At 44.4% G+C, this 25,601-nt stretch carries 25 protein-coding genes and 1 pseudogene; 20 read left to right on the top strand and 6 right to left on the bottom strand.

Features of this window, described 5'->3' with window-relative positions; all coding sequences use genetic code 11:
* Entirely contained in the window at positions 1-615 is a 615-nt protein-coding gene (locus FXV78_RS04665) for a TetR/AcrR family transcriptional regulator (RefSeq protein ID WP_004842062.1), read from the bottom strand.
* A gap of 271 nt (positions 616-886) precedes the next feature.
* Here FXV78_RS04665 and FXV78_RS04660 point away from each other — a divergent pair, with 271 nt between their 5' ends.
* The 9 genes and pseudogenes from FXV78_RS04660 (at position 887) to FXV78_RS04620 (ending at position 7,549) form a co-directional block, all read left to right on the top strand.
* Positions 887-1,285 carry an RrF2 family transcriptional regulator gene (locus FXV78_RS04660; RefSeq protein ID WP_004842063.1) on the top strand — a complete coding sequence of 133 codons (399 nt, stop codon included), beginning with the start codon at positions 887-889 and terminating at the stop codon, positions 1,283-1,285.
* Positions 1,286-1,496: 211 nt separating this feature from the next.
* On the top strand, positions 1,497-2,507 hold the full coding sequence (locus FXV78_RS04655; RefSeq protein WP_004842065.1) for a helix-turn-helix domain-containing protein: 1,011 nt from the start codon (positions 1,497-1,499) through the stop codon (positions 2,505-2,507).
* A gap of 17 nt (positions 2,508-2,524) precedes the next feature.
* Entirely contained in the window at positions 2,525-2,854 is a 330-nt protein-coding gene (locus tag FXV78_RS04650) for an MFS transporter (protein WP_004842067.1), read from the top strand.
* 121 nt (positions 2,855-2,975) lie between these two features.
* Positions 2,976-3,617 (top strand): endonuclease III domain-containing protein, encoded by a 642-nt coding sequence (locus FXV78_RS04645; protein ID WP_004842068.1) that lies wholly within the window; start codon positions 2,976-2,978, stop codon positions 3,615-3,617.
* Positions 3,618-3,619: 2 nt separating this feature from the next.
* A complete protein-coding gene (locus tag FXV78_RS04640) occupies positions 3,620-4,297 on the top strand; it encodes a YoaK family protein (protein WP_004842069.1) in 678 nt (225 codons plus the stop codon).
* A gap of 142 nt (positions 4,298-4,439) precedes the next feature.
* A pseudogene (locus tag FXV78_RS04635) lies at positions 4,440-5,439 on the top strand (MATE family efflux transporter).
* Between the two features lie 178 nt (positions 5,440-5,617).
* A complete protein-coding gene (locus FXV78_RS04630) occupies positions 5,618-6,562 on the top strand; it encodes an L-lactate dehydrogenase (RefSeq protein ID WP_039959552.1) in 945 nt (314 codons plus the stop codon).
* 94 nt (positions 6,563-6,656) lie between these two features.
* Positions 6,657-6,944 (top strand): hypothetical protein, encoded by a 288-nt coding sequence (locus FXV78_RS04625; RefSeq protein ID WP_004842076.1) that lies wholly within the window; start codon positions 6,657-6,659, stop codon positions 6,942-6,944.
* A 2-nt stretch (positions 6,945-6,946) separates the two neighbouring features.
* Positions 6,947-7,549, top strand: a complete 603-nt coding sequence (locus FXV78_RS04620; protein ID WP_004842077.1) for a LysO family transporter — start codon at positions 6,947-6,949, stop codon at positions 7,547-7,549.
* 213 nt (positions 7,550-7,762) lie between these two features.
* Here FXV78_RS04620 and FXV78_RS04615 read toward each other — a convergent pair whose 3' ends face one another.
* From FXV78_RS04615 to FXV78_RS04595, 5 genes are read right to left on the bottom strand one after another with little or no spacing between them, the layout of a single operon-like run.
* Positions 7,763-8,572, bottom strand: a complete 810-nt coding sequence (locus FXV78_RS04615; RefSeq protein WP_004842080.1) for a Cof-type HAD-IIB family hydrolase — start codon at positions 8,570-8,572, stop codon at positions 7,763-7,765.
* A 3-nt stretch (positions 8,573-8,575) separates the two neighbouring features.
* A complete protein-coding gene (locus FXV78_RS04610) occupies positions 8,576-9,946 on the bottom strand; it encodes a UDP-N-acetylmuramoyl-tripeptide--D-alanyl-D-alanine ligase (protein ID WP_004842082.1) in 1,371 nt (456 codons plus the stop codon).
* Positions 9,947-9,973: 27 nt separating this feature from the next.
* Complete coding sequence (locus FXV78_RS04605) at positions 9,974-11,029, bottom strand: D-alanine--D-alanine ligase family protein (RefSeq protein ID WP_004842084.1); 1,056 nt, start codon at positions 11,027-11,029, stop codon at positions 9,974-9,976.
* 14 nt (positions 11,030-11,043) lie between these two features.
* Positions 11,044-12,492, bottom strand: a complete 1,449-nt coding sequence (locus tag FXV78_RS04600) for a nicotinate phosphoribosyltransferase (RefSeq protein WP_004842085.1) — start codon at positions 12,490-12,492, stop codon at positions 11,044-11,046.
* Between the two features lie 20 nt (positions 12,493-12,512).
* Positions 12,513-13,247 carry a lysophospholipid acyltransferase family protein gene (locus tag FXV78_RS04595; RefSeq protein WP_004842087.1) on the bottom strand — a complete coding sequence of 245 codons (735 nt, stop codon included), beginning with the start codon at positions 13,245-13,247 and terminating at the stop codon, positions 12,513-12,515.
* 169 nt (positions 13,248-13,416) lie between these two features.
* On the opposite strand from FXV78_RS04595, the gene FXV78_RS04590 reads away from it, so the two are divergent.
* The 11 genes from FXV78_RS04590 (at position 13,417) to pfkA (ending at position 25,590) form a co-directional block, all read left to right on the top strand.
* A complete protein-coding gene (locus FXV78_RS04590) occupies positions 13,417-13,851 on the top strand; it encodes a protease complex subunit PrcB family protein (RefSeq protein WP_022036959.1) in 435 nt (144 codons plus the stop codon).
* Between the two features lie 9 nt (positions 13,852-13,860).
* On the top strand, positions 13,861-15,423 hold the full coding sequence (locus FXV78_RS04585) for a DUF3794 and LysM peptidoglycan-binding domain-containing protein (RefSeq protein WP_004842090.1): 1,563 nt from the start codon (positions 13,861-13,863) through the stop codon (positions 15,421-15,423).
* An 80-nt stretch (positions 15,424-15,503) separates the two neighbouring features.
* Positions 15,504-16,379 (top strand): 4-(cytidine 5'-diphospho)-2-C-methyl-D-erythritol kinase, encoded by an 876-nt coding sequence (gene ispE / locus FXV78_RS04580; protein WP_004842092.1) that lies wholly within the window; start codon positions 15,504-15,506, stop codon positions 16,377-16,379.
* Position 16,380: 1 nt separating this feature from the next.
* On the top strand, positions 16,381-17,052 hold the full coding sequence (locus FXV78_RS04575; protein WP_009244029.1) for a GntR family transcriptional regulator: 672 nt from the start codon (positions 16,381-16,383) through the stop codon (positions 17,050-17,052).
* 109 nt (positions 17,053-17,161) lie between these two features.
* Positions 17,162-17,788: a stage II sporulation protein R gene (locus FXV78_RS04570; protein ID WP_039959554.1), complete on the top strand. Its 627-nt coding sequence runs from the start codon at positions 17,162-17,164 to the stop codon at positions 17,786-17,788.
* A gap of 27 nt (positions 17,789-17,815) precedes the next feature.
* Positions 17,816-18,994 (top strand): cation diffusion facilitator family transporter, encoded by a 1,179-nt coding sequence (locus FXV78_RS04565; RefSeq protein ID WP_004842098.1) that lies wholly within the window; start codon positions 17,816-17,818, stop codon positions 18,992-18,994.
* A gap of 31 nt (positions 18,995-19,025) precedes the next feature.
* Positions 19,026-19,727 (top strand): acyl-[acyl-carrier-protein] thioesterase, encoded by a 702-nt coding sequence (locus FXV78_RS04560; RefSeq protein WP_022036965.1) that lies wholly within the window; start codon positions 19,026-19,028, stop codon positions 19,725-19,727.
* 46 nt (positions 19,728-19,773) lie between these two features.
* Complete coding sequence (locus FXV78_RS04555) at positions 19,774-20,595, top strand: CvfB family protein (RefSeq protein WP_004842100.1); 822 nt, start codon at positions 19,774-19,776, stop codon at positions 20,593-20,595.
* A 70-nt stretch (positions 20,596-20,665) separates the two neighbouring features.
* Complete coding sequence (locus tag FXV78_RS04550; RefSeq protein ID WP_004842101.1) at positions 20,666-20,902, top strand: hypothetical protein; 237 nt, start codon at positions 20,666-20,668, stop codon at positions 20,900-20,902.
* A gap of 116 nt (positions 20,903-21,018) precedes the next feature.
* Positions 21,019-24,492: a DNA polymerase III subunit alpha gene (locus FXV78_RS04545; RefSeq protein ID WP_004842102.1), complete on the top strand. Its 3,474-nt coding sequence runs from the start codon at positions 21,019-21,021 to the stop codon at positions 24,490-24,492.
* An 84-nt stretch (positions 24,493-24,576) separates the two neighbouring features.
* Complete coding sequence (gene pfkA / locus FXV78_RS04540) at positions 24,577-25,590, top strand: 6-phosphofructokinase (RefSeq protein WP_009244023.1); 1,014 nt, start codon at positions 24,577-24,579, stop codon at positions 25,588-25,590.
* Positions 25,591-25,601: the final 11 nt, after the last annotated feature.

Below are 25,601 nucleotides of genomic sequence, written 5' to 3'. Positions count from 1 at the left end.
TTACCTCTCTTTCTGCAAGTAAATGGATTTCCAGAAATCAATCAGTTTTATAAAATCCGCTTCGATCTCATCAACATTGATATGATCATGCTGCAGCTTTTCCCAGATATATCCTTCAGATGCCCATAGCATATCGAGATACATCATTTCCAGATCAAGTCCTTCAATAAAATGTTCCGGATTCAGATTTAACAGGACGGTATTTGTCTTAAAATCAGCGTATTTTGCAATGCTTTCCTGAATCGCAGGGCGTACATCTGGATCTTTTTCATAATATGCTTTCATTACAAATGTACCCATATGCGGATATCGGCGCATGATCTCCAGCTTTGCCTGAAGACCTAAATTCATGGAATCGAACAGATCAGTCTGCTCATAACAGCCGCTTTTTTCCAGAGCCTCCATGGTAATCTGCGCACATTTTTCCCATAGAAAAAGATACAGTTCTCTTTTGTTGTAAAAATAGTGAAACAACAGGGATTTACTGATACCTGCAGCATCGGCAATTTCACTTGTAGGGCTCTTCTTATAAGAGTTCTGTGAGAATACACAAAATCCCGCATTGAGAATCGCCTCCTGTTTCTGGACGGGCAGTGCAAAAAATTTTTTGTTCATGATCTTCTTCCTCCTTAACCGCTGCGGTTAATTTTAATTATACGCCGTTGACCGTTTTTGAGAAGACCTAAAGAAAAAAGGATTGAAAAAATATCTTCGTCCGACAATGTATAAATTGAGAAATGCATGTAAGAACTGACTCCTTTCAGGTAAAAGTGTAGCGTGGCGGTTTAGTATGTATTATAAAGAAAGAGGCGAAAGACATGATGGTGGAAAAATATGACAGCAAAAAAACACTATTACTGTTCAGCCTTTTGAAAGGAGGAATAAGATGCAATTGAATATTGCAACAGACTATGCCATTCGTATAGTCATCTATATGGCAAAGCAGCGGAGAATAGTGTCATCCAGAGAGTTGTCAGAGAATCTGAAAATTTCACAGCCTTTTATTTATAAGATTATGAGGAAATTGAATCATGCGGGGATTTTGGCCATAAATACGGGAATTCATGGCGGGTATATTTTGCAAAAAGAGACAGAACAGATTAATTTATTCGAGATTATGGATACCATGGAAAGAACCATGAAATGGAATCGATGCCTTGAGGATGACCGGTATTGCAGCTGTTTTGCAACAGAGGCATGTCGTTTGAGAGAAACGTACCTCAAAATGCAGGAGCATTTTGAAAATGAACTAAAGGAAACTACAATACAGAAAATTATTAAGTGATATGTGTTTCATATCAAAATAATACACCAACAAAGACCCGCATGATCATTTAAAAATGAGATCTTGTGGGTCTTGTTGAGAATGCTGAAGAAGGTGACAGTATTTCTGAATTATGTTGGAAGTTCAAAAAGCAGCGTGGTAAAACAACTCTGATTATGTAATAATGAAGGAAAGTACCGTATGAATAGAAAATGAAAGAGGAGAGGGATATATGGATTTGAGTGAACAGGATTTAAAGAAAATCAAATCGTTACATGTGATGTTGAAAATGCCCATATGGATATTGGAAAGAGAGACAAATCGGGTTTTGAAAAGCTACAAATCAATTTATAAGCATCCGATTTCATATGAATTTAAAGAAAAAAATATTTCAGATGAGGTTGTACGGTTTTACAGCGGGATGTTAAATGAAATTTTTCTGTGCTTATGGTATCAGGATGTCAGAATTGTAATTGGAGCGTTTCGAATAAATAATGTTACCAGTACAGAGTTTTCTCATGTATATGACAATCTGACTCCGGAAAATAAGAAAATTTTGTCAGAAAAAGAATGCTGGGAATATTACTCTTCACTTCCGGTATATCCACTGGGAGATATTCGGGATTATCTGATTCTTCTTGGATTTTTGTTTGATATGAATTTGGAAGAGATTTATTCTGAAGAGCTGCATAAACAAGTGGGCGAAAATCAGCTGGAGTTGGTGCGGAAATCAGCAGAAGATACAGCATATGAGACATTCTGGGTAGAGCAGTATACATTTTATTATGAAAATAAGATCATGAATCTTGTCAGTCAGGGCGACCTGGAATTATTAAAAAGTGGTCTTGCAGAAATGGGAACGAGAGACACTGCAATCATACATTTTACAAAAGAGCTTCATGGTGTTTCCAATCAGGCAAGAACATCACTGATCCGATGTATCCTGCAACATATTAACTTGAAAATTTATGACACGATTAAAGTTACAGAGCTTGCAAAGCAGTTCTATTTGTCAGAAAGTGCTCTTCGTCGCAGATTTAAGGAGAAAGTAGGGATATCCATTAATGAATATGTCAATCAGAGAAAAATTGAAGAATCGAAGATGATGCTCCAGTCGGGCGTACCGGTAGGAGAAATCGCACGGAGATTGAGTTTTTATGATTTGTCACACTATTACCGGACGTTTAAAAAGTATACAGGTATGACACCGCAGTATTTCAGAGATACGAATGTTGTAGCATAGGAAAAAAGTGATATATTATGAGTATTTTTGGGTTTGTACTTCTTTTTGTATTACCCTCTTTTCCGGGTTTTGTGATGGGAGCGGGATTGATTGAATTTGGATTTGGTGTGGAACAATCTGCCACTTCAACCTGGATGTGCGATTGTATAGAAAGTGAGACAAGATCTGCTTACAGTTCGATCTTCAGTACGATTCAGAGTGTTGCCGGATTTATTATTATGAATCTTTTGGGAGTGCTGACCGAATGGAACGGAGTCAATGCGGCATGGTGTGTGGCAGCAGTGGCGATGGGAGTGGATATTGTGATATTGGTTATTTTTAGCAGGAAGTACAGAAATCGTGTATAAATGGAAGATATTAAAAAACAGTCGGCGTACCTGTTGGTATGTCGGCTGTTTTGTGCTATGATAAAAAACGGATTGTGAAAAAAATAAAAGTTTACCATAGTAAAAGAGGAGTTGATTACATATGACAAAAAAGCAACTTGCACTGGAGATCATAGAACGACTTCGCACGGCGTATCCGGATGCGGATTGTACGCTCGATTATGACCACAGTGAGGCGTGGAAGCTTCTGGTAGGAGTGCGTCTGGCAGCACAATGTACAGATGAGAGAGTCAATATTGTTGTAAAAGATCTGTATGCAAAGTTTCCAGATGTAAATGCACTGGCAGAAGCAGATCCACAGGAGATTGAAGCAATCGTAAGACCTTGCGGGCTTGGGAAAAGCAAAGCGAGAGATATCAGCGCCTGTATGAGGATTCTGCGTGATGAGTATCATGGAGAAGTGCCGGATGATTTTGATGCATTATTAAAACTTCCGGGAGTCGGAAGAAAAAGTGCCAATCTGATCATGGGCGATGTATTCGGAAAACCGGCGATCGTGACAGATACACACTGTATCCGTCTGGTCAATCGAATGGGACTTGTAGATGGGATCAAAGAGCCGAAAAAGGTAGAGATGGCTTTGTGGAAGATCATTCCTCCGGAGGAGGGCAGCAGCTTTTGCCATCGTCTTGTATATCATGGAAGAGAAATCTGTACTGCAAGGACAGCACCATATTGTGACAGATGTTGTCTGTTTGATATCTGCAAAAAAAGAGGTGTTTAGAAATGAAAGCAAAAGGACAGATGTCAGAATCCATGCCGCTGGCAATATTTCTTACATTGGCCGGTGGTTTGCAGGATGCCTATTCTTATAATTGCAGAGGCAAAGTATTTGCCAATGCCCAGACAGGAAATATTGTACTTTTGGGACAGAATCTTGCAGAGGGAAACTGGGGCGTTGCGCTTCATTATCTGATTCCGTTGCTGGCGTTTATCAGTGGTGTTTATGTGGCAGTCCGCATTCAGAATCTGTGCAAAGAAAGCGAAAAAATCCACTGGAGACAGATTGTGCTGGTCATTCAGATCATATTGCTGTTTTTGGTAGGCTTGTTTCCGCAGAGTATGAATGTACCGGCCAATGCGATGATGTCATTCAGTTGTGCGATGCAGGTAAATGCCTTCCGGAAATTCCACGGGATTCCGTGTGCAACGACCATGTGTATCGGAAATATGCGAAGTGCGACAGAAATGCTCTGTAAATATCAGGTAACGGGCAATCAGGAACTGAAGAAAAAAAGTATGCATTATTACTTTGTAATTCTGGTTTTTGCGGTTGGAGCGGCCATGGGAGCATTATTCATCCGGCAGATTGGTGATCGGACGATCTGGATTGCGGCGATACTGCTGCTGGCAGGATTTGTTTTGATGTTCATAAAAGAGGATAGAGAATACGTGAGAAGATAAATCTGCAAGATTTGTTCTCTATTCTTGCATAATAGAAACTATGGGTGTATCCTAAGAACGTATTTGATCAAAATGATTTGACAGAACATAAAGAGGGGGCAAAAAAGTGGATGCACAAAAGCATCTATTTGATAACAAGAAAATGGCGGCTCTATTGATTCCGCTTGCAATCGATCAGCTTTTGAATTCCTTTATGGGAACCGTGGATACTCTGGTAGTCAGTAATCTTGGTTCGGCAGCTATTTCAGCGGTGACGTTGGTGGATTCCATCAATATTCTGATCGTACAGGCATTTTTTGCACTGGCATCCGGGGAACGGTAGTCTGCTCACATTATTTGGGATGCAAAAAGCAGGATCATGCAAAAGAGGCAGCGAGACAGCTGATTTTTATCACATTTTGTTTGCCATGTTTGTAGTTATGTACAAACTTCGAAAACCAGATCTGGAAATCCCCGTGTACGATTACTTTACGATTCGTCCGCAGTGGAAAGAAATCAGAAGAATCTTGAATATCGGAATTCCTTCAGGAATTGAAAACAGTATGTTCCAGTTTGGAAAGCTGGCAATCCAGTCTACAGTTTCTCTGATGGGAATGGCTGCCATTGCGGCTCAGGGAATGGCAAATTTGATTGAAAATCTGAATGGAATCCTGGCGATCGGAGTTGGTGTCGGGCTGATGACCGTTGTGGGAGAAAGCCTCGGCGCCGGTCGTAAGGATGAAGCGATTTATTATGTGAAAAAGCTGAGTATTGTTTCAGAGGTCGTAATTGTAATTTCCTGTCTTGTGATGTATATTCTCGTCTATCCAATTACAAAATTCGGGGGAATGGAAGCGGAGAGTGCAAGACTTTGTATTCATATGGTAACCTGGATCACGATTGTCAAACCTGTTGCATGGGTATTTTCTTTCATTCCGGCATATGGATTCCGTGCGGCTGGAGATGTGAAGTTTACAATGACCGTATCAGTACTTTCGATGTGGTTTTGCAGAGTGCTTCTTGCAATGATTCTCGCAAGAGGATTCGGAATGGGACCGATGGCGGTATGGATCGGAATGTTTGCAGACTGGTCTGTACGTGGAATCATTTATGCGATTCGGCTGAAAAATAAAAAATGGCTGAATCATCAGGTAATCGGTTAAAAAAGAATAATTTCAGAAAAAAACAACATTCTAGTAGAGAGGTTACAAAACTGGAATGTTGTTCTTTTTTTAACACAATCAGGAAAATTCAGGAAAAAGAATTGCATAATTCCTAGTTTTATGGTAGGGTTTAAAACAGTAATAGTTATTATTTTAAACAAAAGTGAGGGAGATCGATATGATAAATATTCAAAAAGCAGCAGTGATAGGATGTGGATTTGTAGGAGCATCTACGGCGTTCAGCCTGGTGCAGAAAGGATTGTTTTCAGAGCTGGTTCTGATCGATGCGAACAAGGAGAAGGCGGAAGGCGAGGCTATGGACCTCAGTCATGGAAGACCGTTTGTTCATTCCATGAAGATTTACGCAGGCGATTATGATGATATCAGTGACTGTGCGTTGATCATCATTACAGCGGGAGCAAACCAGAAACCGGGAGAGACAAGACTGGATTTAGTACACAAAAATGTGGCGATCTTCAAATCAATTATTCCGGAGATTACAAAACGAAATTTTGAGGGAAACCTTCTGATCGTGGCAAACCCGGTGGATATTCTGACATATGCGGCATTGAAGATTTCCGGTTATCCAAAAGAGCGTGTGTTTGGAAGCGGAACAGTTCTGGATTCTGCAAGATTCCGCTATCTGTTGAGTGAACATCTGGATGTGGACAGCAGAAGTGTTCATGCGTTTATCATCGGAGAGCATGGAGACAGTGAGCTGGCTGTCTGGAGCAGTGCGAATGTTGCGGGAATTGATATCCATGATTTCTGTGAGCTGCGCGGCCATTATGAGCATGATGCGGCAATGGAGCGGATTTATAAAGAAGTTCGCGACAGTGCATATGAGATCATTGAGCGAAAGGGTGCGACCTATTACGGAGTAGCTATGGCAGTAGGCAGAATTGCAGAAAGTATTATCCGTGATGAAAATTCTGTTCTGCCAGTTTCCAGTCTGATGGAGGGCGAATATGGATTGGAAGATCTTTGTATCAGTGTTCCGACTCTGGTTTCCCAGAAAGGAGCAGAGCAAGTGCTTGAGATTCCATTGGATGAAAAAGAGCATGAGAAACTGAGACAGTCTGCCGCGGAATTGAAAAAAGTCCTGGAAACTCTGGACTTATAGGACATTGACGATAACATATTTTTCGTGATATCCTTGTACGAATGGGGTGTTTTTTATACACCTGAAAAGGAGAGAAAGAACGGGGATACAAACGATGGATGTTATTGTGATTATGTGTATTGGAGTGCTGGCCGGCAAATTTTTATTGCCACGCAATTTAAACAGGTGGAATCAGATCTTGCAGGTAGTGTGCACACTGTTTCTGATTTTTTCCATGGGAGTTCTGCTGGGAAGCCGGGAAAACTTTCTGGAAGAACTTTCTACATTGGGAATTCAGAGTGTGATTTTCTTTTTGCTGCCGTCTGTGGGATCGGTTCTTCTGGTCTATCCTCTGACCAGACGTTTTTTAGAAAATAAAAAGACTGGAAAGGGGAGAAAATAGACATGGTATATCTGGCAATTATTGCGCTGCTTGGCGGCATTGCCTGCGGAATGACAGGATTGGACGAGAACGTGATCGTATCCTGGATTACTTCGAATAAAGATATGATCTTATACCTGCTGATGTTTCTGGTAGGAATCAGCATTGGTTTTAATCAGGGGATTGTCAGTAAGATCAAGGAATATCATATTAAAATTTTTGTGATTCCCCTGGGAATCGTAGTTGGCTCTATTTTAGGAGGAATCGCGGGAGGACTTCTGACAGGGATGCCGCTTGGTGAGAGTACAGCAATTGCCAGTGGACTTGGATGGTACAGCCTTTCCGGGGTTACCATTGGCAATCTGGCGGGAGCACAGGCGGGAAGTATCGCATTTTTAAGTAATCTGCTGCGGGAGATTTTCTCCTTTTTCAGCATTCCGTGGATTTCGAAAAAACTGAATTATTATACCTGTATTGCGCCGGCGGGAGCAACCAGTGAAGATACAACACTGCCGATGATGATACGGTATACGAACGAAGAGACCGTGGTACTGTCTGTGTTTAACGGAGTGATCTGTTCCGCACTGGTGCCGTTTCTGATTTCGTTTTGTTATAATTTGTTTTAAAAGTAGGAGAACAGTGTGTAATCAATGTTTTGCAAAACAGGAGGTTTTACAAAATACTTACGAATCTTTAACAAGCTTAGCATGGATATAAAATGAAGAACATGCCATAATTAAACCCAGCGATAGTGGAACTGAAAGGAACCTTCATAAAAGGGGAAGCCTGCAATTTATAACGTGCAGCCTTCCCCTTCTTTTATAGTCTTTATAATCAGGTTACCGTAAAAACGTATTGATCACATGTAAAATCCCATCTTCATCATTGGATTTCGTGATAAAATCAGCCGTTTCTTTGACGATCGGCTGTGCGTTTTCCATGGCAACGCCAAGTCCGGCGTATTCGATCATGGAAATGTCATTGAAGCCATCTCCGCAGCAGATCATAGAATCTGCAGTCAGTCCGATGCTGTTTAGCAGTTTTTGCAGAGAGTATGCTTTGTCGATATTCTGTGGCATGATCTCCAGGAAAAACGGCTCAGACCGGTAAATATTCAGCAGCTTATGAAACTTCTGCTGGAGGTGCGGCATCAGTTCTTCCAAGATAGACGGTTCTCCTGCAATCAACAGTTTGTTGACAGGGAAAGTCAGTCGGGATACGAAATCCGGTACCTGTACGATTTCCATTTTATTGATAAAAGATTCTTTTTCGGTATATTCGTTGGAAGCAATACCGGACAGAATCTGGTTCCCGTCATAAGTCAGAATATCCAGTCCCGGATAGGTGGATGTAATTTCATAGATCGGCGCAATCACGTCGGCAGGCAGGGTACGATTATAGATGATCTCTCCGGTAGAGCACTGGGTAATCCTGGCTCCGTTGAAGGAGAGCATATATCCGCCGTATTTGGAAAGATTCAGCTTTTCTGCCAGAGGAACGATACCGTTGATCGGGCGTCCGCTGGCAAGTACAACTTTCTTTCCTTCCTCCTGAATCTCGATGAGTGCCTGTTTTGTCGGTTCTGTAAGTTCTTTTCTGGAATTGGTCAAAGTGCCGTCCAGATCAAGAACGAGCATCTGGTAGTCCATATGTTACCTCTCTTTTAGTACACTGACGATCTCGGAAAACTTCATACCGTTGGAAGCTTTGACAAGAACTGTATCCTTTGGATTTAAAATACGGTCTGCCTGTTCGAAAAAGTCATCTTTTGTTTCAAAATAAAATACCTGTGTTTTGGAACACTGTTCACTTGCACCGGTTGCCATATGTTCTGAGAGCTGTCCGATGCAGACAAGTATATCGATTCCAAGGCCGGCAGCATATTTTCCGACCTCATAGTGCATCTGTTTTTCTGTCGGCCCCAGTTCAAACATATCGCCAAGGACTGCAATCTGACGAGTGTCTGCCTTTGCAAGAACATCCAGAGATGCTTTTGTGGAAGCCGGATTAGCATTGTAGCAGTCATCAATGATCGTAAGGGAATCTGTCTCGATCAGATTGTTGCGTCCTGCCAGAGGAACCAAAGCTTCAATGCCGGCTTTGATCTCTTCGTCGTTCATTCCCAGTGCATACCCTGCGGCAATGCCGGCAAGTGCATTGAGAACCATATGTTCTCCCGGAATCGAGATATGTGCAGAGAAGGTTGAATTTGGTGTGTGGAAGACGGCATTGGTACCGCGCAGTCCGCAGGATTCTACCTGATCCGCATAAAAATCCCGGCTGTCATCCAGACCAAAGAAGACCGGCTGGATTCCGTTTGCAGGGTGAACGGTTGAGAGTTTATCATCATCCCCGTTTAAGATAATGGAACCGTTCGGGTTCATATAGAGGAAAATCTCCGTTTTTGCTTTCAAAATACCGTCTCTGGACTTTAAATGCTCCAGATGGGCAACTCCGATATTGGTGATGACGCAGATGTCAGGACGGGCAATCTTTGCAAGCCGTTCCATCTCGCCGAAATTGCTGATACCAAGTTCCAGCACGGCAACCTCATGTTCTTCGCGGATATTGAAGATCGTAAGCGGGAGCCCGATCTCGTTGTTGAAGTTCCCGGCTGTTTTCAATACGTTATATTTTTCTCCAAGCACAGATGCGATCATTTCTTTGGTGCTGGTCTTTCCCACACTTCCGGTGACACCTACGACTTTCAGATTAAGGCTTTTCCGATAGTGCTCGGCAATATCCTTCAATGCCTGTTCACAGGAGGTGACCAGAATGTATGGATAAGAGGCATTTTCAATCCGTTTTTCGGAGAGCGCACACAGAGCGCCGTCCCGGATCGTCTGCGGGATGAACATGTGTCCATCCACTCTTGCACCGCGAATGGCGATAAACAGACAGTCTTTTTCTACTTTCCGGCTGTCGATCACAACGCTGGAAACTTCTTTATAATAGCTTTCATCATCGCCGTAATAAATTCCACCACAGGCAACGGCGATTTCTTTCAATGTCATGTTTTTCATAAACGTTCCATCCTTTATTGTATTTGCTTACTGATATCTTGCTTCCATGGATTTCTGGATGATCAGCTCGCACAGATCTCCGTATTCAATTCCGTCTGCAAGTGCTTCTTTTGGAAGGAGGCTTGCAGAAGTCATGCCCGGAAGGGTATTCATTTCCAGGCAGTACAGATTGCCGTCTGCGTCCAGGATAAAGTCAGCCCGGCTGTATACGTTCAGCTTCAATGCCTGGAAAGCGCGGACTGTGAGAGCTTTCATGCGCTCTGCAATCTCTTCGCTGATATCGGCAGGGCATACTTCTTCAGTCGCATTTGCCTGATATTTGTTGGCATAGTCAAACCATCCGTTTTTGGGAATGATTTCGATCGGAGGAAGTGCTTTTCCATCGATCACGCCGCATGCAAATTCGCGGCCTTTGATGTAAGTTTCGACGACCACTTCGTTTTCATAACGGAAAGAATTTTTCAGTGCCTGACGGTATTCCTCTTCTGTATTTACAATATATACTCCGATGCTGGAGCCGCCGGAGCATGGCTTTACAACGACCGGGAAGGAAAGTCCCAGAGATTCCAGGGAACAGTCACTGTCTTCTTTATACAGGCAGACTCCGGAAGGTGTGTCCACACCGGCTTCCATAAAAATCTGTTTGGTGAGTCCTTTATCCATGGCAACAGCACATCCAAGCGAGTCAGGTCCTGTGTAGCGGATTCCGAGCAGATCAAATGAAGCCTGCAGCTTTCCGTTTTCTCCTTCTCCGCCGTGAAGTCCGAGGAAGGTCATATCTGCCAGGCGGCAGAGTTCGATGACATTCGGACCGAAGAAGCAGTCAGACTGGTCCGGACGGGAAGCTTTTACAGCTGCAAGATCCGGCTCTGTTTCGGAAATATTCTTTGCGATTTCCAGACCGTGTCCAGGCAGTGTAAAGACGTCTTCCAGATTCTCGGGTGCGTTCTCAAGGCCGAGAAATACGTCCAGAAGAAATGCATCGTGTCCTTTCTCCAGTAATGTTTTACAGATTCCGGCAGCAGAAGCGAGAGAAACGTCGCGTTCTGTACTGAGTCCACCGGCTAATACGATAATTTTCATGATGATCTCCTATCTTATTTATTTACTTCATTTAACAGTTTTGCTTTTGTGTCATAGAGCTTCCGGGACAAATCCACATAAACTTTGTGTGGATATAAGAGACGTTTTGTCTCATCCCAGAGAGTCTCTTTTTCCTGTTTGCAATATGCTGCGATCTCCATGACAGAAGGAGAAGTGTAGACACATTCTCCGTGGATGAAGATTGGTTGTAACATCTCACGCATCGTGTAGCTTCCGCCCGGAAGACGAGTCTTTTTCCAGGTTTCGTTTGGATCGAATAAAAGCAGTTCTTCGGATGTGTCATAGGTTTCGTCCGCAAAACAGATCAGATCCGCACGAAGCTTTCCGGTCTCTTTATCGTATACACGATAAATGGTTTTGTTTCCCGGATTCGTGATTTTTTCCGTATTCTCTGAAATCTTGATCTTCGGAAGGAATTTGCCGTCTTTTTCAATGGCAGCCAGTTTGTAAACGCCGCCGAAGGAAGGGCAGTCCTTGGAGGTGATCAGATGTGTTCCGACTCCCCATGAGGTGATCGCTGCACCTTGGATCTTCAGATCATTGATCAGCATCTCATCCAGATCGTTGGAAGCTGCGATCACGGCATCCTCAAATCCTGCGGCATCCAGCATGACACGTGCTTTTTTGGACAGGTATGCGAGATCTCCGCTGTCCAGACGAATGCCGTAGCTCTTTGGATGGATACCGGCGTCCTTCATTTCACGGAAGACACGGATCGCATTTGGAACTCCGGATTTTAACGTGTCATAGGTGTCCACCAAAAGGGTACATGCATCCGGATATAATTCGGCATAGGCTTTGAATGCGGTGTACTCGTCCGGAAAACTCATGATCCAGCTGTGGGCATGGGTTCCCATGATCGGGACATCAAACATCTTGCCGGCAAGCACATTAGATGTGCCGACACATCCGCCGATCATAGCGGCTCTGGCTCCATAAAGTCCGGCATCCGGTCCCTGAGCACGGCGGAGACCAAATTCCATGACACCGTCTCCCTGTGCCGCATGGACAACACGGGCTGTTTTTGTCGCGATCAGGCTCTGATGATTGATGATATTCAAGATCGCAGTCTCCACAAGCTGTGCCTCCATGATCGGAGCGATGACTTTTAAGATCGGCTCCTTCGGGAAGATCACACTTCCTTCCGGAATCGCGTAAATATTTCCGCTGAAATGAAATCCACTCAGATAGTGGAGAAAGTCCTCACTGAAAATGCCGAGTCCCCGCAGGTAATCTACATCTTCGTAAGAAAAATTCAGATTTTTGATGTATTCGATGACCTGTTCCAGACCGGCCATGATGGAGTAGCCGTTTTTTACCGGATTCTCCCGGAAAAATACATCAAAGATCACGGTTTCGTTTGCAGACTGTTTTTCAAAATAGCCCTGCATCATGGTCAGCTCATATAAATCTGTGAGCAATGTTAAATTATCTGCTCTCATAAAAAATCTCCTTTTTTAAATCAGATTAATTCTGCATTTTTATTGATCGTTTCCTGAATGATATTCTGTACATAAGCACCGATGTGTTTTTTGTCCTCCGGTGCAAGATCTTTTGGATAGATCGGTGTTCCGTATTCTACGACAACATTGACCTTTTTGATCCTTGGAAACTGATTTTCAAAGATCGCGGCAGTGTTGTTCATGGAAATCGGAACGATCGCACATCCTGTTTTGGCGGCGATCTTAAAAGCGCCCTCTTTAAAAGGAAGCATACTGAGCTCTTCGCCTTTGTTTCTCGTTCCCTCAGGGAAAATACAGATGGAAATTCCCTGCTTCACATAATCGATCGCCTGAAGGATGGTTTTCAGTCCCTCTTTTGGATTCTCACGGTCCAGAAACAGACAGTATACAAAGCGCATCCAGGTAGATAAAAGCGGAATTTTTTCCATCTCCTTTTTCGCCACATATCCGGTCAGTCTCGGACAGCGGGAGTACGTCAGAAGAATATCAAAGAAACTGCGGTGATTTCCGATAAACAGCACGGGCTCGTCCGGAATATTTTCGAATCCGATTACGGTCGTGTGTACACCGGTTACTTTTAAGATTGCTTTGAATCCCCACTGTACGATTCGAAGACAACTGTAGTCTCTTGCATTGCGGTTGAACTTTCCGATCAGCCATTCAATGAAAAATACCGGAATTGTCAGAATAAGAAACAGAATAAGGAAAACAACAACACAAATAAAACGAATCATGTTATAAACCTTCTCTCTTAGTTTTTTAGACGTTGGGGGCAAAGATGCCTGACATCTTTTTAGTCTAGTACAGATTATACTAAAGCATCCTGTGAAATACAAGTTTCGCGGTCATAAAAAGACAGAAATGTTAATAAGATAAATGGAAAGAGGGACTCCGGAGCAGAGGGTGAACAGAAAAAGAAAAAATAAAACATTCAAAATTGTGGTTTTGTGGATGATGATTCTGTCAGCGATCTGGCTGCCCTGCGGCTGTATCCGCAAAAAGCCGGAGATCACAGGGGAGAAAAGTGCAGCATTTCAGCTGATGAGTGAAAGAGAAATCCCGGAAGAACTAAAGGAATGGATGGAACAGGAGAAAGCCCATCCTTTTATGCTGACATATGCCGTGGAGCAGGATATTTACGCTGCCAGAAGCTACGGACCGCAGAATAAGACCGGATATCAGATCAAGGTCGATGCCGTCCTGGAGGGGGAAAAAACGGTGCGGATCCAGACAAGTCTTCTGGGACCGGAAAAAGGAGAGAAAACAAAGGATGTCGTAACCTATCCGTATGTGGTGGTGAAATTAAAAAAGACAGAAAAAGAAATTTTATTTGAGTAGGAGGAGTTTATGGAGCTGATACAGAAAACAATCCGTTATAATCAGGAAGGAAAAAAAACATTTGACCAGTTTTATCTGGACGAAGATTACAATGTTCCGGATGCAAAGCAGGATGTGCGGCGTATCATCAAGGGACAGGGAACTGTCAAGATCGAGGATGTCAAGCTGGTGGAAAATTATGTGCGGATTTCCGGAAAGCTGTATTTCCAGATTTTGTATGTGACGGATCAGGGAGAGCCGATGCCGGCAGTACTGGATGGCAAGATTCCGTTTGAAGAAATGGTGTACACGGAGGGAGAAGAGCGCACCCAGTATTTTGTCCGGAATATCCGGGTAGAGTTCGGTACGACCCTGGTACACTCCAGAAAGATCAGTATCCGCGCGATGATTGAGATGGAAGTCGGATGTGAAAATCTCATTGAAGAAGAGACGGCGGTGGATCTGGAGAGCAGTGCTTCTATTTACAAGAAGCAGAAACCGGTGAATCTCTTAAAGCTGCATACTGCGAAAAAGGATACATACCGCATCAAAGAAGAAATTACGATCCCCGGAACAAAAGAGAGCATCGGTCAGGTGCTTCTGACGGATATTACAGGGCGCAAGCTGGAAGTGCGGGCAGCACAGGATGAACTGCTTCTGCGGGGAGAACTGCAGATTTTCTGTATGTATCTCTCAGAAGAAGGAAAGACCGACTGGCTGGAGCAGAGTGTTCCTTATGAGGGACGAATCGAATGCAGCGGGGCGACAGAAGGGATGTATTATGATGTGCAGCACGCGCTGGAAGATACACTGGCAGATGTACGGATGGATGAGGACGGAGAGATGCGCATCATCGGGATTGAGGGAACCGTAAGTCTTCGGATCAATCTGTATGAAGAGGAAGAGCTGAATCTTCTGGAAGATCTGTACTCTCTGGAACAGAAAGTTTCGTATCAGACAAGAGAGGCAGTCTATGAAGAATTGCTTTTACAGAATCAGTCCAAATGCAAGATTGTAGAAAACCTGTCGCTTCCGGAGCTGAAAGACGATGTTCTGCAGATCTGTCACAGCTCGGGAAGTGTGCAGATCGAACATGTGGAGACAAGAGCGGAAAAACAGGGGGGAATCCTGATTGAAGGAATCCTGCATGTGTCATTTTTGTATCTGAAAGCGGATGATGCGCTTCCGTTTGGAAACTGGCAGGGAATGGTTCCGTTTTCTTATCTGCTGGAATGTCCGGATATGCCAAAAGACGTGCGGTATCAGTTATCCAACCGAGTGGAACAGATTTCAGTGACCATGACTGGCAGTGATTCAGTAGAAGTAAAGGCAGTTCTGGATTTTGATGTATTTTTAAGAAAAGAAGTGCCGATGCAGGTCATCACAGAAGTGTCTCTGGAGGAAACAGACCGGGAGGAACTGGCGAAAAAACCGGGGATCGTAGGGTATATGGTAAAATCCGGGGATGATCTGTGGACGCTGGCAAAACAATATATGACGACCGAGGAGAGTATCCGTCAGATCAACCATCTCGAAAATGGAAAAATCAAACCGGGCGATAAGCTCATCATCTGTAAAGAGATCGGAATGTAGAGATATATCGTTGATTTTTGAAGGCAAAATGGGTATACTATAAACACAAATGTATACAAGATACAAACGGAGGACACAGGATGAAACAGATAGAATTAAAGGCACTTGCCAAGATCAATCTGGGACTGGACGTACTGGGAAGAAGAGAAAATGGATATCATGATGTGCGGATGATCATGCAGTCCGTTTATCTGTATGATGATGTTGTGATCGTGAGAAAGGATCTGCCGGGCATAGAAGTGGAGACGAATCTGCATTTTCTGCCGACGGATGAAAATAATATCGCGTATAAGGCGGCAGCCATGCTGATGGAAGAATTTAAGCTTCCGGGCGGCGTCAGGATTGTTTTGAACAAGCACATTCCCGTAGCGGCAGGTATGGCAGGGGGGAGTTCCAATGCAGCGGCAGTTTTGTTTGGGATGAACAAGATGTTCCGTTTGGGCTTAAGTCAGAGATCTCTGATGGAGAGAGGTGTCCGTCTGGGAGCAGATGTTCCGTATTGTATTATGAGAGGAACGGTACTGGCAGAGGGAATTGGAGAGGAGCTGACTACACTTCCTGCACTTCCGGCGTGTACGGTACTGATCGCAAAACCGCCGATCAGTGTTTCTACCAAAGTGGTATATGAGGCACTGGATGCAAAAGAGATCGTGGATCATCCGGACATAGACGGGATCATCCGGGGGCTGGAGACGGGGTCTCTTTCCGAGATTGCCGCTCATATGGGCAATGTGCTGGAGGATGTCACGATTGGGATGTATCCGGTCATTGAAAAGATTAAGGATGAGATGAAAAAAGCAGGTGCGCTCAATGCGATGATGAGCGGGAGCGGTCCTACCGTATTCGGGATTTTTGAAAGCCGTGCGGCAGCGCGCAGAGCGCAGGAGCAGATCCGCAGGAAGGCACTGGCAAAACAGGTATATGTGACAAATGTGCATGGCGCAAGGAGGACATAAGATGGAACCGAAATTAGAAGTGACAATGGATGAATATCTTCCGCTTCGGGATGTGGTATTTAAGACACTCAGGCAGGCGATCCTGCGCGGAGAATTAAAGCCGGGAGAGCGTTTGATGGAGATCAAGCTGGCCAATAAGCTGGGGGTGAGCCGCACACCGATCCGGGAGGCGATCCGCAAGCTGGAGCTGGAAGGTCTCGTGCTGATGATCCCAAGACGCGGAGCAGAAGTCGCAGAGATCACGGAGAAAAGTCTGAATGATGTGCTGGAAGTCAGAAAGGCACTGGAAGAGCTTGCAGTTCAGCTGGCTTGTGAGCGGATGGATGAAGAAGGACTCGAAGCGTTGAAGAAAGCGGCGAAGGAGTTTGAAGAATCTCTGGGAAGTGAGGATGTGACCAGAATCGCAGAGGCTGATGTGGCATATCATGATATTATCTGTCGTTCTACAGACAATCAGAGGCTGATGCAGCTTTTGAATAATTTCAGAGAACAGATGTACCGCTACAGAGTAGAGTATCTCAAGAAGAAAGAATGTTATCCGCAGCTTTTGAGAGAGCATCAGGCGATCATCGAGGCGATCGAGAAGAGTAATAAAGAGACAGCATCTGAGATCATGGGACAGCATATTGAGAATCAGGTGACTGCAGTGACAGATTCATTGAGACATAAGTAAGGGCGTAGTGAAGGATTTCTTCACTACGTCTTAAATTACGGAAATTTGTATAAACTTCCTGTTTTTGGTACATACTTCGGATATCAAAATGAAACCGGAGGAGATACATATGAAATTTTCAAATCAGAACAGGAACAGAATCATTGCATTGCTGTCCATGCTGGCAGCGGGAATTCTGATCGGACAGATCTTTAGTACAGCAGAGAGAACAGTACAGGCAAAGGTACAAAAGGAACTGGCAGATGAGGTGCTCAGATTTCATGTGCTGGCAAACAGTGACAGTACCCTGGATCAGGAGATGAAGCTGTGTGTACGCAATGAGATTTTGGAATTTCTGCAGACCGAGATGCCAACAGGTGCAGGCGCAGAAGCGACAAAAGAGTGGGTGCGTTCCCACTGTGATGAAATTGAGCAGACTGCAGAAAAGTGCCTTACAGAAAAGGGATACGATGATCCGGTCAATGCGGCTGTGACAACCACCCATTTTCCGGAAAAGAAGTATCAGGATATGACATTTCCGGCAGGAAATTACGAAGCACTCCGTGTGGAGATCGGAAGTGCCAAAGGTCACAACTGGTGGGGAATGCTCTATCCGGAACTGGCATTTTGGGATGCAGTGCATACGGTAAATGAGGAGACGAAAAGTGAGAGAGACGGGATCCTGTTGTCAGAGGAAGAAAAAAAGCCGGAGAAAGTAAAATTTCGCTTTTACCTGCAGGAGATATTTCAAAAATAAAACAACAGAAGGAGACGAAAGAGAAGTATGACGGAATTTTTAGTCAGACATTTTGTGAAAGACTATGAAGCGGTAGAAAAATCTGCGGTCCGCACTGCATATGGAGTGTTGGCGAGTATGGTGGGGATTGTTTGTAATGTATTTCTGTTTCTTGTGAAGTTTATTGTGGGGCTTTTGCTGCACAGTGTTTCTGTCACAGCAGATGCGTTTAACAACCTGTCAGATGCGGCATCTTCGATCATCAGTTTTATCGGGGTGAAGATGGCGGGCAAGCCGGCGGACAAGGAGCATCCGTTCGGACACGGAAGGATTGAATATATAGCGGCTTTGATTGTATCATTTCTGGTACTGGAAGTGGGATTTACTTTTTTGAAGGATTCTGTTTCCAAGATCAGAACCCCGGAAACCTTGAATTTTCAGTTGATTTCGGTAGTGATCCTGATTTTATCCATCGGAGTTAAGCTATGGCTCGGTGTATTTAATAAAAAGCTGGGAAAGAAGATTGATTCCAAGGTGATGATGGCAGTCTTTACAGATTCTATGGGAGATGTGATCACGACCAGTGCAACGATTTTGTCTTTGGTGATCTTCCGGCTGACCGGGCTTAATATTGATGGGATTGTGGGGATCGGAGTCGCTCTGGTAGTTATGTGGGCCGGTGTCGGAATTGCAAAAGACACGCTGGAGCCTCTGATCGGAGAAGCAATCGATCCGGAAGAATATGATAAAGTCAAGCATTTTGTAGAGCGTTATCAGGGAATTGAGGGAACTCATGATCTGATCATACATAATTACGGACCGAATCAAAGTATGGCATCCATTCATGCGGAAGTGCCAAACGACGCGGATATTGAGGAAGCCCATGAGCTGATCGATCGGATCGAACGGGATGCGGTGGATGAGCTGGGAATTCTTCTGGTGATTCATATGGATCCGATCGAGATGAGGGATGAACAGGTGATGACGGTGAGAGGAGAAGTGGAAGCCGCATTAAAGGAACTGGATTCTCAGTGCAGCATTCATGATCTGCGTGTTGTCAACGGGATGGGGCAGATCAATCTGATCTTTGATATGGTCGTACCATTTGAATATGATGAGGAAGAAAAAAATAATCTGCAGCTTCAATTGATGGAAAAGCTGCAGGAGATTGATAAAAGATATCAGTGTGTCATTACGATGGAACACAGCTATAAGGCACACGTATAAGGAACAGGAACTGTTCGGGAAGGAAGAAAAGATGTACACATTTGACAGCAGAGTAAGATACAGTGAGATCGATCATACCGGGAATATGACCCTGCCGGCACTGATTAATTATTTTCAGGACTGCAGTACGTTTCAGTCTGAGGATATCGGGTTGGGCACAGAGGTGTTAAAGGCAAAGAAAAAAGCATGGATTTTGTCTTACTGGCAGATCGTGATCGAACGTCTGCCGGCATTGGGAGAGCGTATTACAGCAGGAACCTTTGCGACGGAATTTAAAGGCTTGTATGGAAACCGGAATTTTGTGCTCGATGATGCCCGGGGAAACCGGCTTGCGTATGCCAATTCTGTGTGGGTGTTTATGGATATGGAAAAAGGAAGACCGGCAAGACCTGAGCCGGAAGATGTACTTCCATATGGATCAGAGCCTGCGCTTGAGATGGAGTATGAAGACAGAAAGATCCGTCTTCCGGAAAATCTGGAGGAAAAACCATCGTTTCCGGTGAGGAAGTATCACATTGATACCAACGAGCATGTGAATAACTGTCAGTATGTACAGATGGCTCTGGAGGTTTTGCCGGAAGAGACAAGAGTCCGCCAGATCCGGGTGGAATACAAGAAATCAGCAGTTCTTGGAGATGTGATCTTTCCGAAAGTGGCAAGAGAGGAAAATCGTATTGTGACAGAATTGTGCGATGAAAACGGAAAACCGTATGCAGTGATTGAAATCAAGTAAGGGACCATGTTATACTGTTCAAAGAACGGTGAAGAGGAGATTTTAAATGAAATTAGGAGAAAAGCAGGTTTTAACTGTTGTAAAGATTGTAGATTTTGGTGTGTATCTGGGAAATGATGAAGAACGTGTACTTCTTCCGAAAAAGCAGGTACCGGAAGGAATTGAACCGGGGGATCCGGTGGAAGTATTTTTGTACCGGGATTCATCTGACCGTCTGATCGCGACGACGAATGAGCCGAAGCTGACTATGGGACATCTGGCAGTTCTGGAAGTGGCAGATACAGGAAAGATGGGAGCTTTTCTGGAATGGGGACTGGAAAAAGATCTGTTCCTTCCATTTAAAGAACAGACAGCAAAGGTACAGAAAGGAGATAAGTGCCTTGTTGCATTGTACGTAGACAAGAGCGGAAGACTCTGCGCCACCATGAAAGTTTATCATATGCTGCGTACAGACTCGCCGTATCAGAAAGACGATCAGGTAAAAGGAATTGTATACGACAGAAGTGATGAGTTTGGAGTTTTTGTTGCGGTGGATCATCAGTTTTCTGCAAGAATCCCGAAAAAGGATGTTTTTGGAAAAATCCGCATCGGTGATGAGATCGAAGCGCGTGTGACAAATGTAAAGGAAGATGGAAAGCTGGATTTAAGTGTCAGAGGGAAGATTCCGCAGCAGATGGATGCAGATGCAGAACTGATCTTGAAAAGAATCCAGTCTTATGACGGAGTACTGCCGTTTAATGACAAGGCAGATCCGGATACGATCAAGGCAGAGTTTGGTATGAGCAAGGCTGCATTTAAGCGTGCCGTCGGAAGACTGCTGAAAGAAAACCGCGTAAAAATCTTTCCGGACAGTATCCGAATTCGCTAAAAAGCCTTGCAATCCATGGTAAATAGGCTATAATGAAGAAAGAAATAGAGAAGAAAGGGGACAGATAGAAATGAAAGTACAGAATATTACAGACATAGACGCATTTTTTAAAGTAGTAGACAACTGCAAAGGAAGAGTAGAACTGGTAACAGGAGAGGGAGACAGACTGAACCTGAAATCCAAACTTTCCCAGTATGTATCTATGGCAAATATTTTCTCAAACGGAGAGATTCCGGAGCTTGAGATCATTGCTTATGAGCCGGAAGATACAGAAAGACTGATCAATTTTATGATCAACGGTGAATAAGAATATCTCAGATTTTGAATCGCCGGTTTTGACAGACACGAGAAGATGTAAGGGCAGTTCTCTGTAAGGGAACGCCCTTTTTAGATTTACAGCAATACTGGATATAGAGGTGAATTATGAGTTTTGCGCATTTACACGTCCATACGGAGTACAGTCTTTTGGACGGTTCCAACAAAATAAAAGAATATGTATCCAGAGTTAAAGAACTGGGCATGAACAGTGCTGCGATCACGGACCACGGGGTTATGTACGGTGTGATCGATTTTTACAGGGAAGCCAGAAAGCAGGGAATCAAGCCGATTCTCGGCTGTGAAGTTTATGTGGCGCCGAATTCCCGGTTTGACCGTGAGACTGCCGGTGGAGAGAGCAGATATCATCATCTGGTACTTCTGGCAGAAAACAATACGGGATATGCCAATCTGATGAAGATCGTTTCCAGAGGATTTACAGAAGGGTATTATTATAAGCCCCGTGTGGATAAGGATCTTCTGCGTCAGTATCACGAGGGAATCATTGCCTTAAGTGCCTGTCTTGCGGGGGAGGTACAGCGGTATCTGAGCCGGGGACTTACCGAAGAGGCGAAGAAGGTGGCGCTGGAGTATCAGGATATTTTCGGAAAAGGAAATTTCTTTCTGGAAATGCAGGATCACGGGATCCCGGAGCAGCAGCTTGTAAACCAGAGACAGATCCAGCTTTCTAAGGAGACAGGGATCGAGCTTGTTGTGACCAATGATATCCATTATACGTACGCGGAAGATGCGAAGCCTCATGATATCCTGCTCTGTATTCAGACCGGGAAGAAGCTGGACGATGAGAACAGGATGCGGTATGAGGGCGGCCAGTATTATGTAAAGTCCCCTCAGGAGATGGAAGCGCTGTTTCCATATGCAAAACAGGCACTGGAGAATACGCAGAAGATTGCAAACCGGTGTGAGGTAGAGATTGAATTCGGAGTCACAAAGCTGCCAAAGTATGATGTGCCGGACGGCATGACTTCCTGGGAGTATTTGAACAAGTTATGCTGGGAAGGACTTGAAAAGCATTATGGAGAGCCTTCCAGGGAGCTGAAAGAACGGCTGCGCTATGAGCTGGATACGATCCGCAACATGGGATATGTAGATTATTTCCTCATTGTATGGGATTTTATCAAATATGCCAAAGATCACGGGATCGCAGTAGGACCGGGGCGTGGCTCCGCAGCGGGAAGTATTGTTTCTTATTGTCTGGAGATCACAAATATCGACCCGATCCGGTATCAGCTTCTGTTTGAGCGTTTTCTCAACCCGGAGCGTGTGACCATGCCCGATATCGACGTGGATTTCTGCTTCGAGAGACGGCAGGAGGTGATCGACTATGTTGTGCGTAAGTATGGAAAAGACCGGGTAGTCCAGATCGTGACGTTTGGTACGCTGGCTGCCAGAGGTGTGATCCGTGATGTGGGACGCGTGATGGATCTTCCGTATGCATTTGTGGATTCGATTGCCAAGATGATTCCGCAGGAACTCAATATCACGATTGATAAAGCACTGCAGATGAATCCGGAATTACGTAAAACATATGAAAATGATCCGCAGGTAAAACTGTTGATCGACATGTGCAAACGACTGGAAGGACTGCCGCGCCACAGCTCCATGCATGCGGCAGGGGTTGTGATCGGTCAGAGAGAAATTGATGATTTTGTTCCCCTTTCAAGAGCTTCTGACGGCTCGATCACAACTCAGTTTACAATGACCACTCTGGAAGAACTGGGACTTTTAAAAATGGACTTCCTGGGACTTCGGACGCTGACTGTGATCCAGAATGCGGTGCAGCTTGCAAAAAGCAAAAATCCGGAACTTGATATGGATCAGATTGACTATAACGACAAACAGGTACTTTCTTATATCGGAACCGGTAAGACCGATGGAATCTTCCAGCTGGAGAGCGGCGGAATGAAAGGCTTCATGAAAGAGCTCAAGCCAAACAGTCTGGAGGATATTATTGCCGGTATTTCCCTGTACCGTCCGGGTCCGATGGACTTTATCCCACAGTATATCCGGGGAAAAAATGATGCAGGATCGATCACCTATGACTGTCCGCAGCTGGAGCCGATTCTGGCGCCTACTTACGGATGTATTGTCTATCAGGAGCAGGTTATGCAGATCGTGCGTGACCTTGCCGGATACACACTGGGACGAAGCGATCTTCTTCGCCGTGCCATGTCCAAGAAAAAGGGCGATGTGATGCAGAAAGAGCGCCAGATCTTTGTCTATGGAGATGAGGAGAACGGTGTGCCGGGCTGTATTAAAAATGGAATTGATGAAAAGACAGCCAATAAGATCTATGATGAAATGATCGATTTTGCGAAGTATGCATTCAACAAATCCCATGCGGCGGCCTATGCGGTTGTTTCCTATCAGACAGCATACCTGAAATATTATTATCCGGTGGAATACATGGCAGCACTGATGACTTCTGTGATTGAAAATCCGTCCAAAGTGGCAGAATATATTTATGCCTGCCGGCAGATGAATATTCAGATTCTGTCACCGGATATTAACCGCGGGATCGGCAACTTTTCGGTAGACGGCAACAACATCCGGTACGGACTGGCGGCCATCAAGAGCATTGGAAGACCGGTGATCGCTGCGATCATAGAAGATCGGGATGAGTTTGGGCCGTTTAAAAATCTGGAAGATTTTATCAGTCGGATGTCATTCAAGGATGGACTGAATAAACGGGCAATTGAGCATTTGATCAAATCAGGTGCGCTGGACTGCCTGGGAGGCACGAGAAAGCAGTTTATGAGCATTTATGTTCAGATCGTCGATCACGTCAATCAGGAAAAGAAATATGCCATGACCGGTCAGATGACACTGTTTGATATGGTGGGTGAGGAAGAAAAAGAGCAGTTTGAAATCAAACTGCCGGATGTCGGGGAGTATTCGAAAGAGAATCTGCTGGCGTTTGAAAAGGAAGTGCTGGGAGCCTACTTAAGCGGACATCCATTGCAGGAGTATGAGGACAAATGGAGAAAATCCATTTCAGCCACCACACTGGATTTCCAGCCGGATGAAGAGACAGGCCGGGCAAAGGTACATGACGGAACGAGGGAGATCGTAGGCGGCATGATTACCGCAAAAACGATCAAGCATACAAAGACAAATCAGATGATGGCATTTTTGTCTCTGGAAGACCTGGTGGGAACGGTAGAGGTGATCGTCTTCCCGCGGGACTATGAAAAAAACAGAGAGTATCTGGAGATTGATAAAAAAATCTTTGTAAAGGGAAGAGTATCCGAGGAAGAGGAGCGGCCGAGCAAGCTAATCTGTGAGACGATCATTCCGTTTGAGCAGACCAAAAAAGAGCTGTGGGTGCAGTTTTCAGATAAAGAAGATTTTCTGCGAAATGAGCATATTTTATATGGATACCTGGCAGACTCGGAAGGAGATGACGAGGTTGTGATCTATTGTCAGAAAGAGCGGGCGATCAAGCGGCTTCCGAGAAACAGAAACATTCGGATCGGCCAGGAAGTATTGAGCAGATTGATGAATCATTACGGGGAAAAGCGAGTAAAAGTCGTAGAAAAATCTATTGATAAAGGAATATAAATAAGGTAGAATATACCCGGAGTGTTAAAAAATAGGCAAACTTTACTTTTGAAGAGTAGAAGAATTCAGAAAGGTGGAAAAGTTATGGCAAACAAAGCAGACAAAGAAAAAATGTTAGAAGAGATTGAAGATAGAGTTCGTACCATTGGAGTACTTACAAGTGGTGGAGATGCACCGGGAATGAACGCTGCGATCCGTGCAGTTGTAAGAAGAGCTCTTGCAAAAGGACTGAAGGTACGCGGAATCAGAAGAGGATATCACGGACTTTTAAAAGAAGAGATCATTGATTTGACGGCACGCGATGTGTCTGATATCATCCAGAGAGGTGGTACAATTCTTCAGACAGCACGCTGCCAGACAATGCGTACAGAAGAAGGACAGCAGAAAGCAGCAGCAATTTGTAAAAAATACGGAATTGACGGTCTTGTAGTAATCGGAGGAGACGGATCTTTTGCCGGAGCACAGAAGCTGGCGAACCTCGGAGTAAATACGATTGCTCTTCCGGGAACGATCGATCTTGACATTGCATGTACAGATTATACGATTGGATTTGATACAGCTGTCAATACAGCTATGGAAGCGATCGATAAGGTCCGTGATACATCTACTTCACACGAGAGATGCAGTATCATTGAGGTAATGGGACGTGATGCAGGATACCTTGCGTTGTGGTGCGGTATTGCCAACGGAGCAGAAAAGATTCTTCTTCCGGAAGAAAAAGACTATGATGAGCAGGCGTTGATCGAAGATATTTTGGAGAACAAAAAACGCGGTAAAAAGAATTACATCATCATCAATGCAGAGGGAATCGGTGATTCCATCAATATGGCGAAGAGAATTGAAGAAGCAACAGGAATCGAGACAAGAGCAACAATCCTCGGACACATGCAGCGAGGAGGAAGCCCGACATGTAAAGACAGAGTATATGCGTCTACAATGGGGGCACTGGCAGTTGACTTACTGTGCGAAGGAAAATCCAACCGTGTCATTGGATATCAGGATGGAAAATATGTAGATTTCGATATTGATCAGGCATTGTCCATGAAGAAGACAATTCCGGAGTATCAGTATAAAATCGCAAAATCATTTGCAATCTAGGAGAGAAAAAT

Source organism: Mediterraneibacter gnavus ATCC 29149, assembly GCF_008121495.1.
Lineage (GTDB): Bacteria > Bacillota > Clostridia > Lachnospirales > Lachnospiraceae > Mediterraneibacter > Mediterraneibacter gnavus.
Note: the sequence above shows the minus strand (reverse complement) of the source record. Positions and strands in the feature narration are given on the sequence as shown.

Bases quoted from the DNA above. Each gene is read 5' to 3' on its own strand.
- ispE (WP_004842092.1), top strand. From the start codon at position 15,504: ATGAAACAGATAGAATTAAAGGCACTTGCCAAGATCAATCTGGGACTG.
- FXV78_RS04555 (WP_004842100.1), top strand. From the start codon at position 19,774: ATGAAATTAGGAGAAAAGCAGGTTTTAACTGTTGTAAAGATTGTAGAT.
- FXV78_RS04630 (WP_039959552.1), top strand. From the start codon at position 5,618: ATGATAAATATTCAAAAAGCAGCAGTGATAGGATGTGGATTTGTAGGA.
- FXV78_RS04570 (WP_039959554.1), top strand. From the start codon at position 17,162: ATGAAATTTTCAAATCAGAACAGGAACAGAATCATTGCATTGCTGTCC.
- FXV78_RS04665 (WP_004842062.1), bottom strand. From the start codon at position 615: ATGAACAAAAAATTTTTTGCACTGCCCGTCCAGAAACAGGAGGCGATT.
- FXV78_RS04565 (WP_004842098.1), top strand. From the start codon at position 17,816: ATGACGGAATTTTTAGTCAGACATTTTGTGAAAGACTATGAAGCGGTA.
- FXV78_RS04660 (WP_004842063.1), top strand. From the start codon at position 887: ATGCAATTGAATATTGCAACAGACTATGCCATTCGTATAGTCATCTAT.
- FXV78_RS04650 (WP_004842067.1), top strand. From the start codon at position 2,525: ATGAGTATTTTTGGGTTTGTACTTCTTTTTGTATTACCCTCTTTTCCG.
- FXV78_RS04615 (WP_004842080.1), bottom strand. From the start codon at position 8,572: ATGGACTACCAGATGCTCGTTCTTGATCTGGACGGCACTTTGACCAAT.
- FXV78_RS04585 (WP_004842090.1), top strand. From the start codon at position 13,861: ATGGAGCTGATACAGAAAACAATCCGTTATAATCAGGAAGGAAAAAAA.
- FXV78_RS04655 (WP_004842065.1), top strand. From the start codon at position 1,497: ATGGATTTGAGTGAACAGGATTTAAAGAAAATCAAATCGTTACATGTG.
- FXV78_RS04610 (WP_004842082.1), bottom strand. From the start codon at position 9,946: ATGAAAAACATGACATTGAAAGAAATCGCCGTTGCCTGTGGTGGAATT.
- FXV78_RS04560 (WP_022036965.1), top strand. From the start codon at position 19,026: ATGTACACATTTGACAGCAGAGTAAGATACAGTGAGATCGATCATACC.
- FXV78_RS04575 (WP_009244029.1), top strand. From the start codon at position 16,381: ATGGAACCGAAATTAGAAGTGACAATGGATGAATATCTTCCGCTTCGG.
- FXV78_RS04645 (WP_004842068.1), top strand. From the start codon at position 2,976: ATGACAAAAAAGCAACTTGCACTGGAGATCATAGAACGACTTCGCACG.
- FXV78_RS04600 (WP_004842085.1), bottom strand. From the start codon at position 12,492: ATGAGAGCAGATAATTTAACATTGCTCACAGATTTATATGAGCTGACC.
- FXV78_RS04620 (WP_004842077.1), top strand. From the start codon at position 6,947: ATGGTATATCTGGCAATTATTGCGCTGCTTGGCGGCATTGCCTGCGGA.
- FXV78_RS04545 (WP_004842102.1), top strand. From the start codon at position 21,019: ATGAGTTTTGCGCATTTACACGTCCATACGGAGTACAGTCTTTTGGAC.
- FXV78_RS04550 (WP_004842101.1), top strand. From the start codon at position 20,666: ATGAAAGTACAGAATATTACAGACATAGACGCATTTTTTAAAGTAGTA.
- FXV78_RS04640 (WP_004842069.1), top strand. From the start codon at position 3,620: ATGAAAGCAAAAGGACAGATGTCAGAATCCATGCCGCTGGCAATATTT.
- FXV78_RS04625 (WP_004842076.1), top strand. From the start codon at position 6,657: ATGGATGTTATTGTGATTATGTGTATTGGAGTGCTGGCCGGCAAATTT.
- FXV78_RS04595 (WP_004842087.1), bottom strand. From the start codon at position 13,247: ATGATTCGTTTTATTTGTGTTGTTGTTTTCCTTATTCTGTTTCTTATT.
- pfkA (WP_009244023.1), top strand. From the start codon at position 24,577: ATGGCAAACAAAGCAGACAAAGAAAAAATGTTAGAAGAGATTGAAGAT.
- FXV78_RS04605 (WP_004842084.1), bottom strand. From the start codon at position 11,029: ATGAAAATTATCGTATTAGCCGGTGGACTCAGTACAGAACGCGACGTT.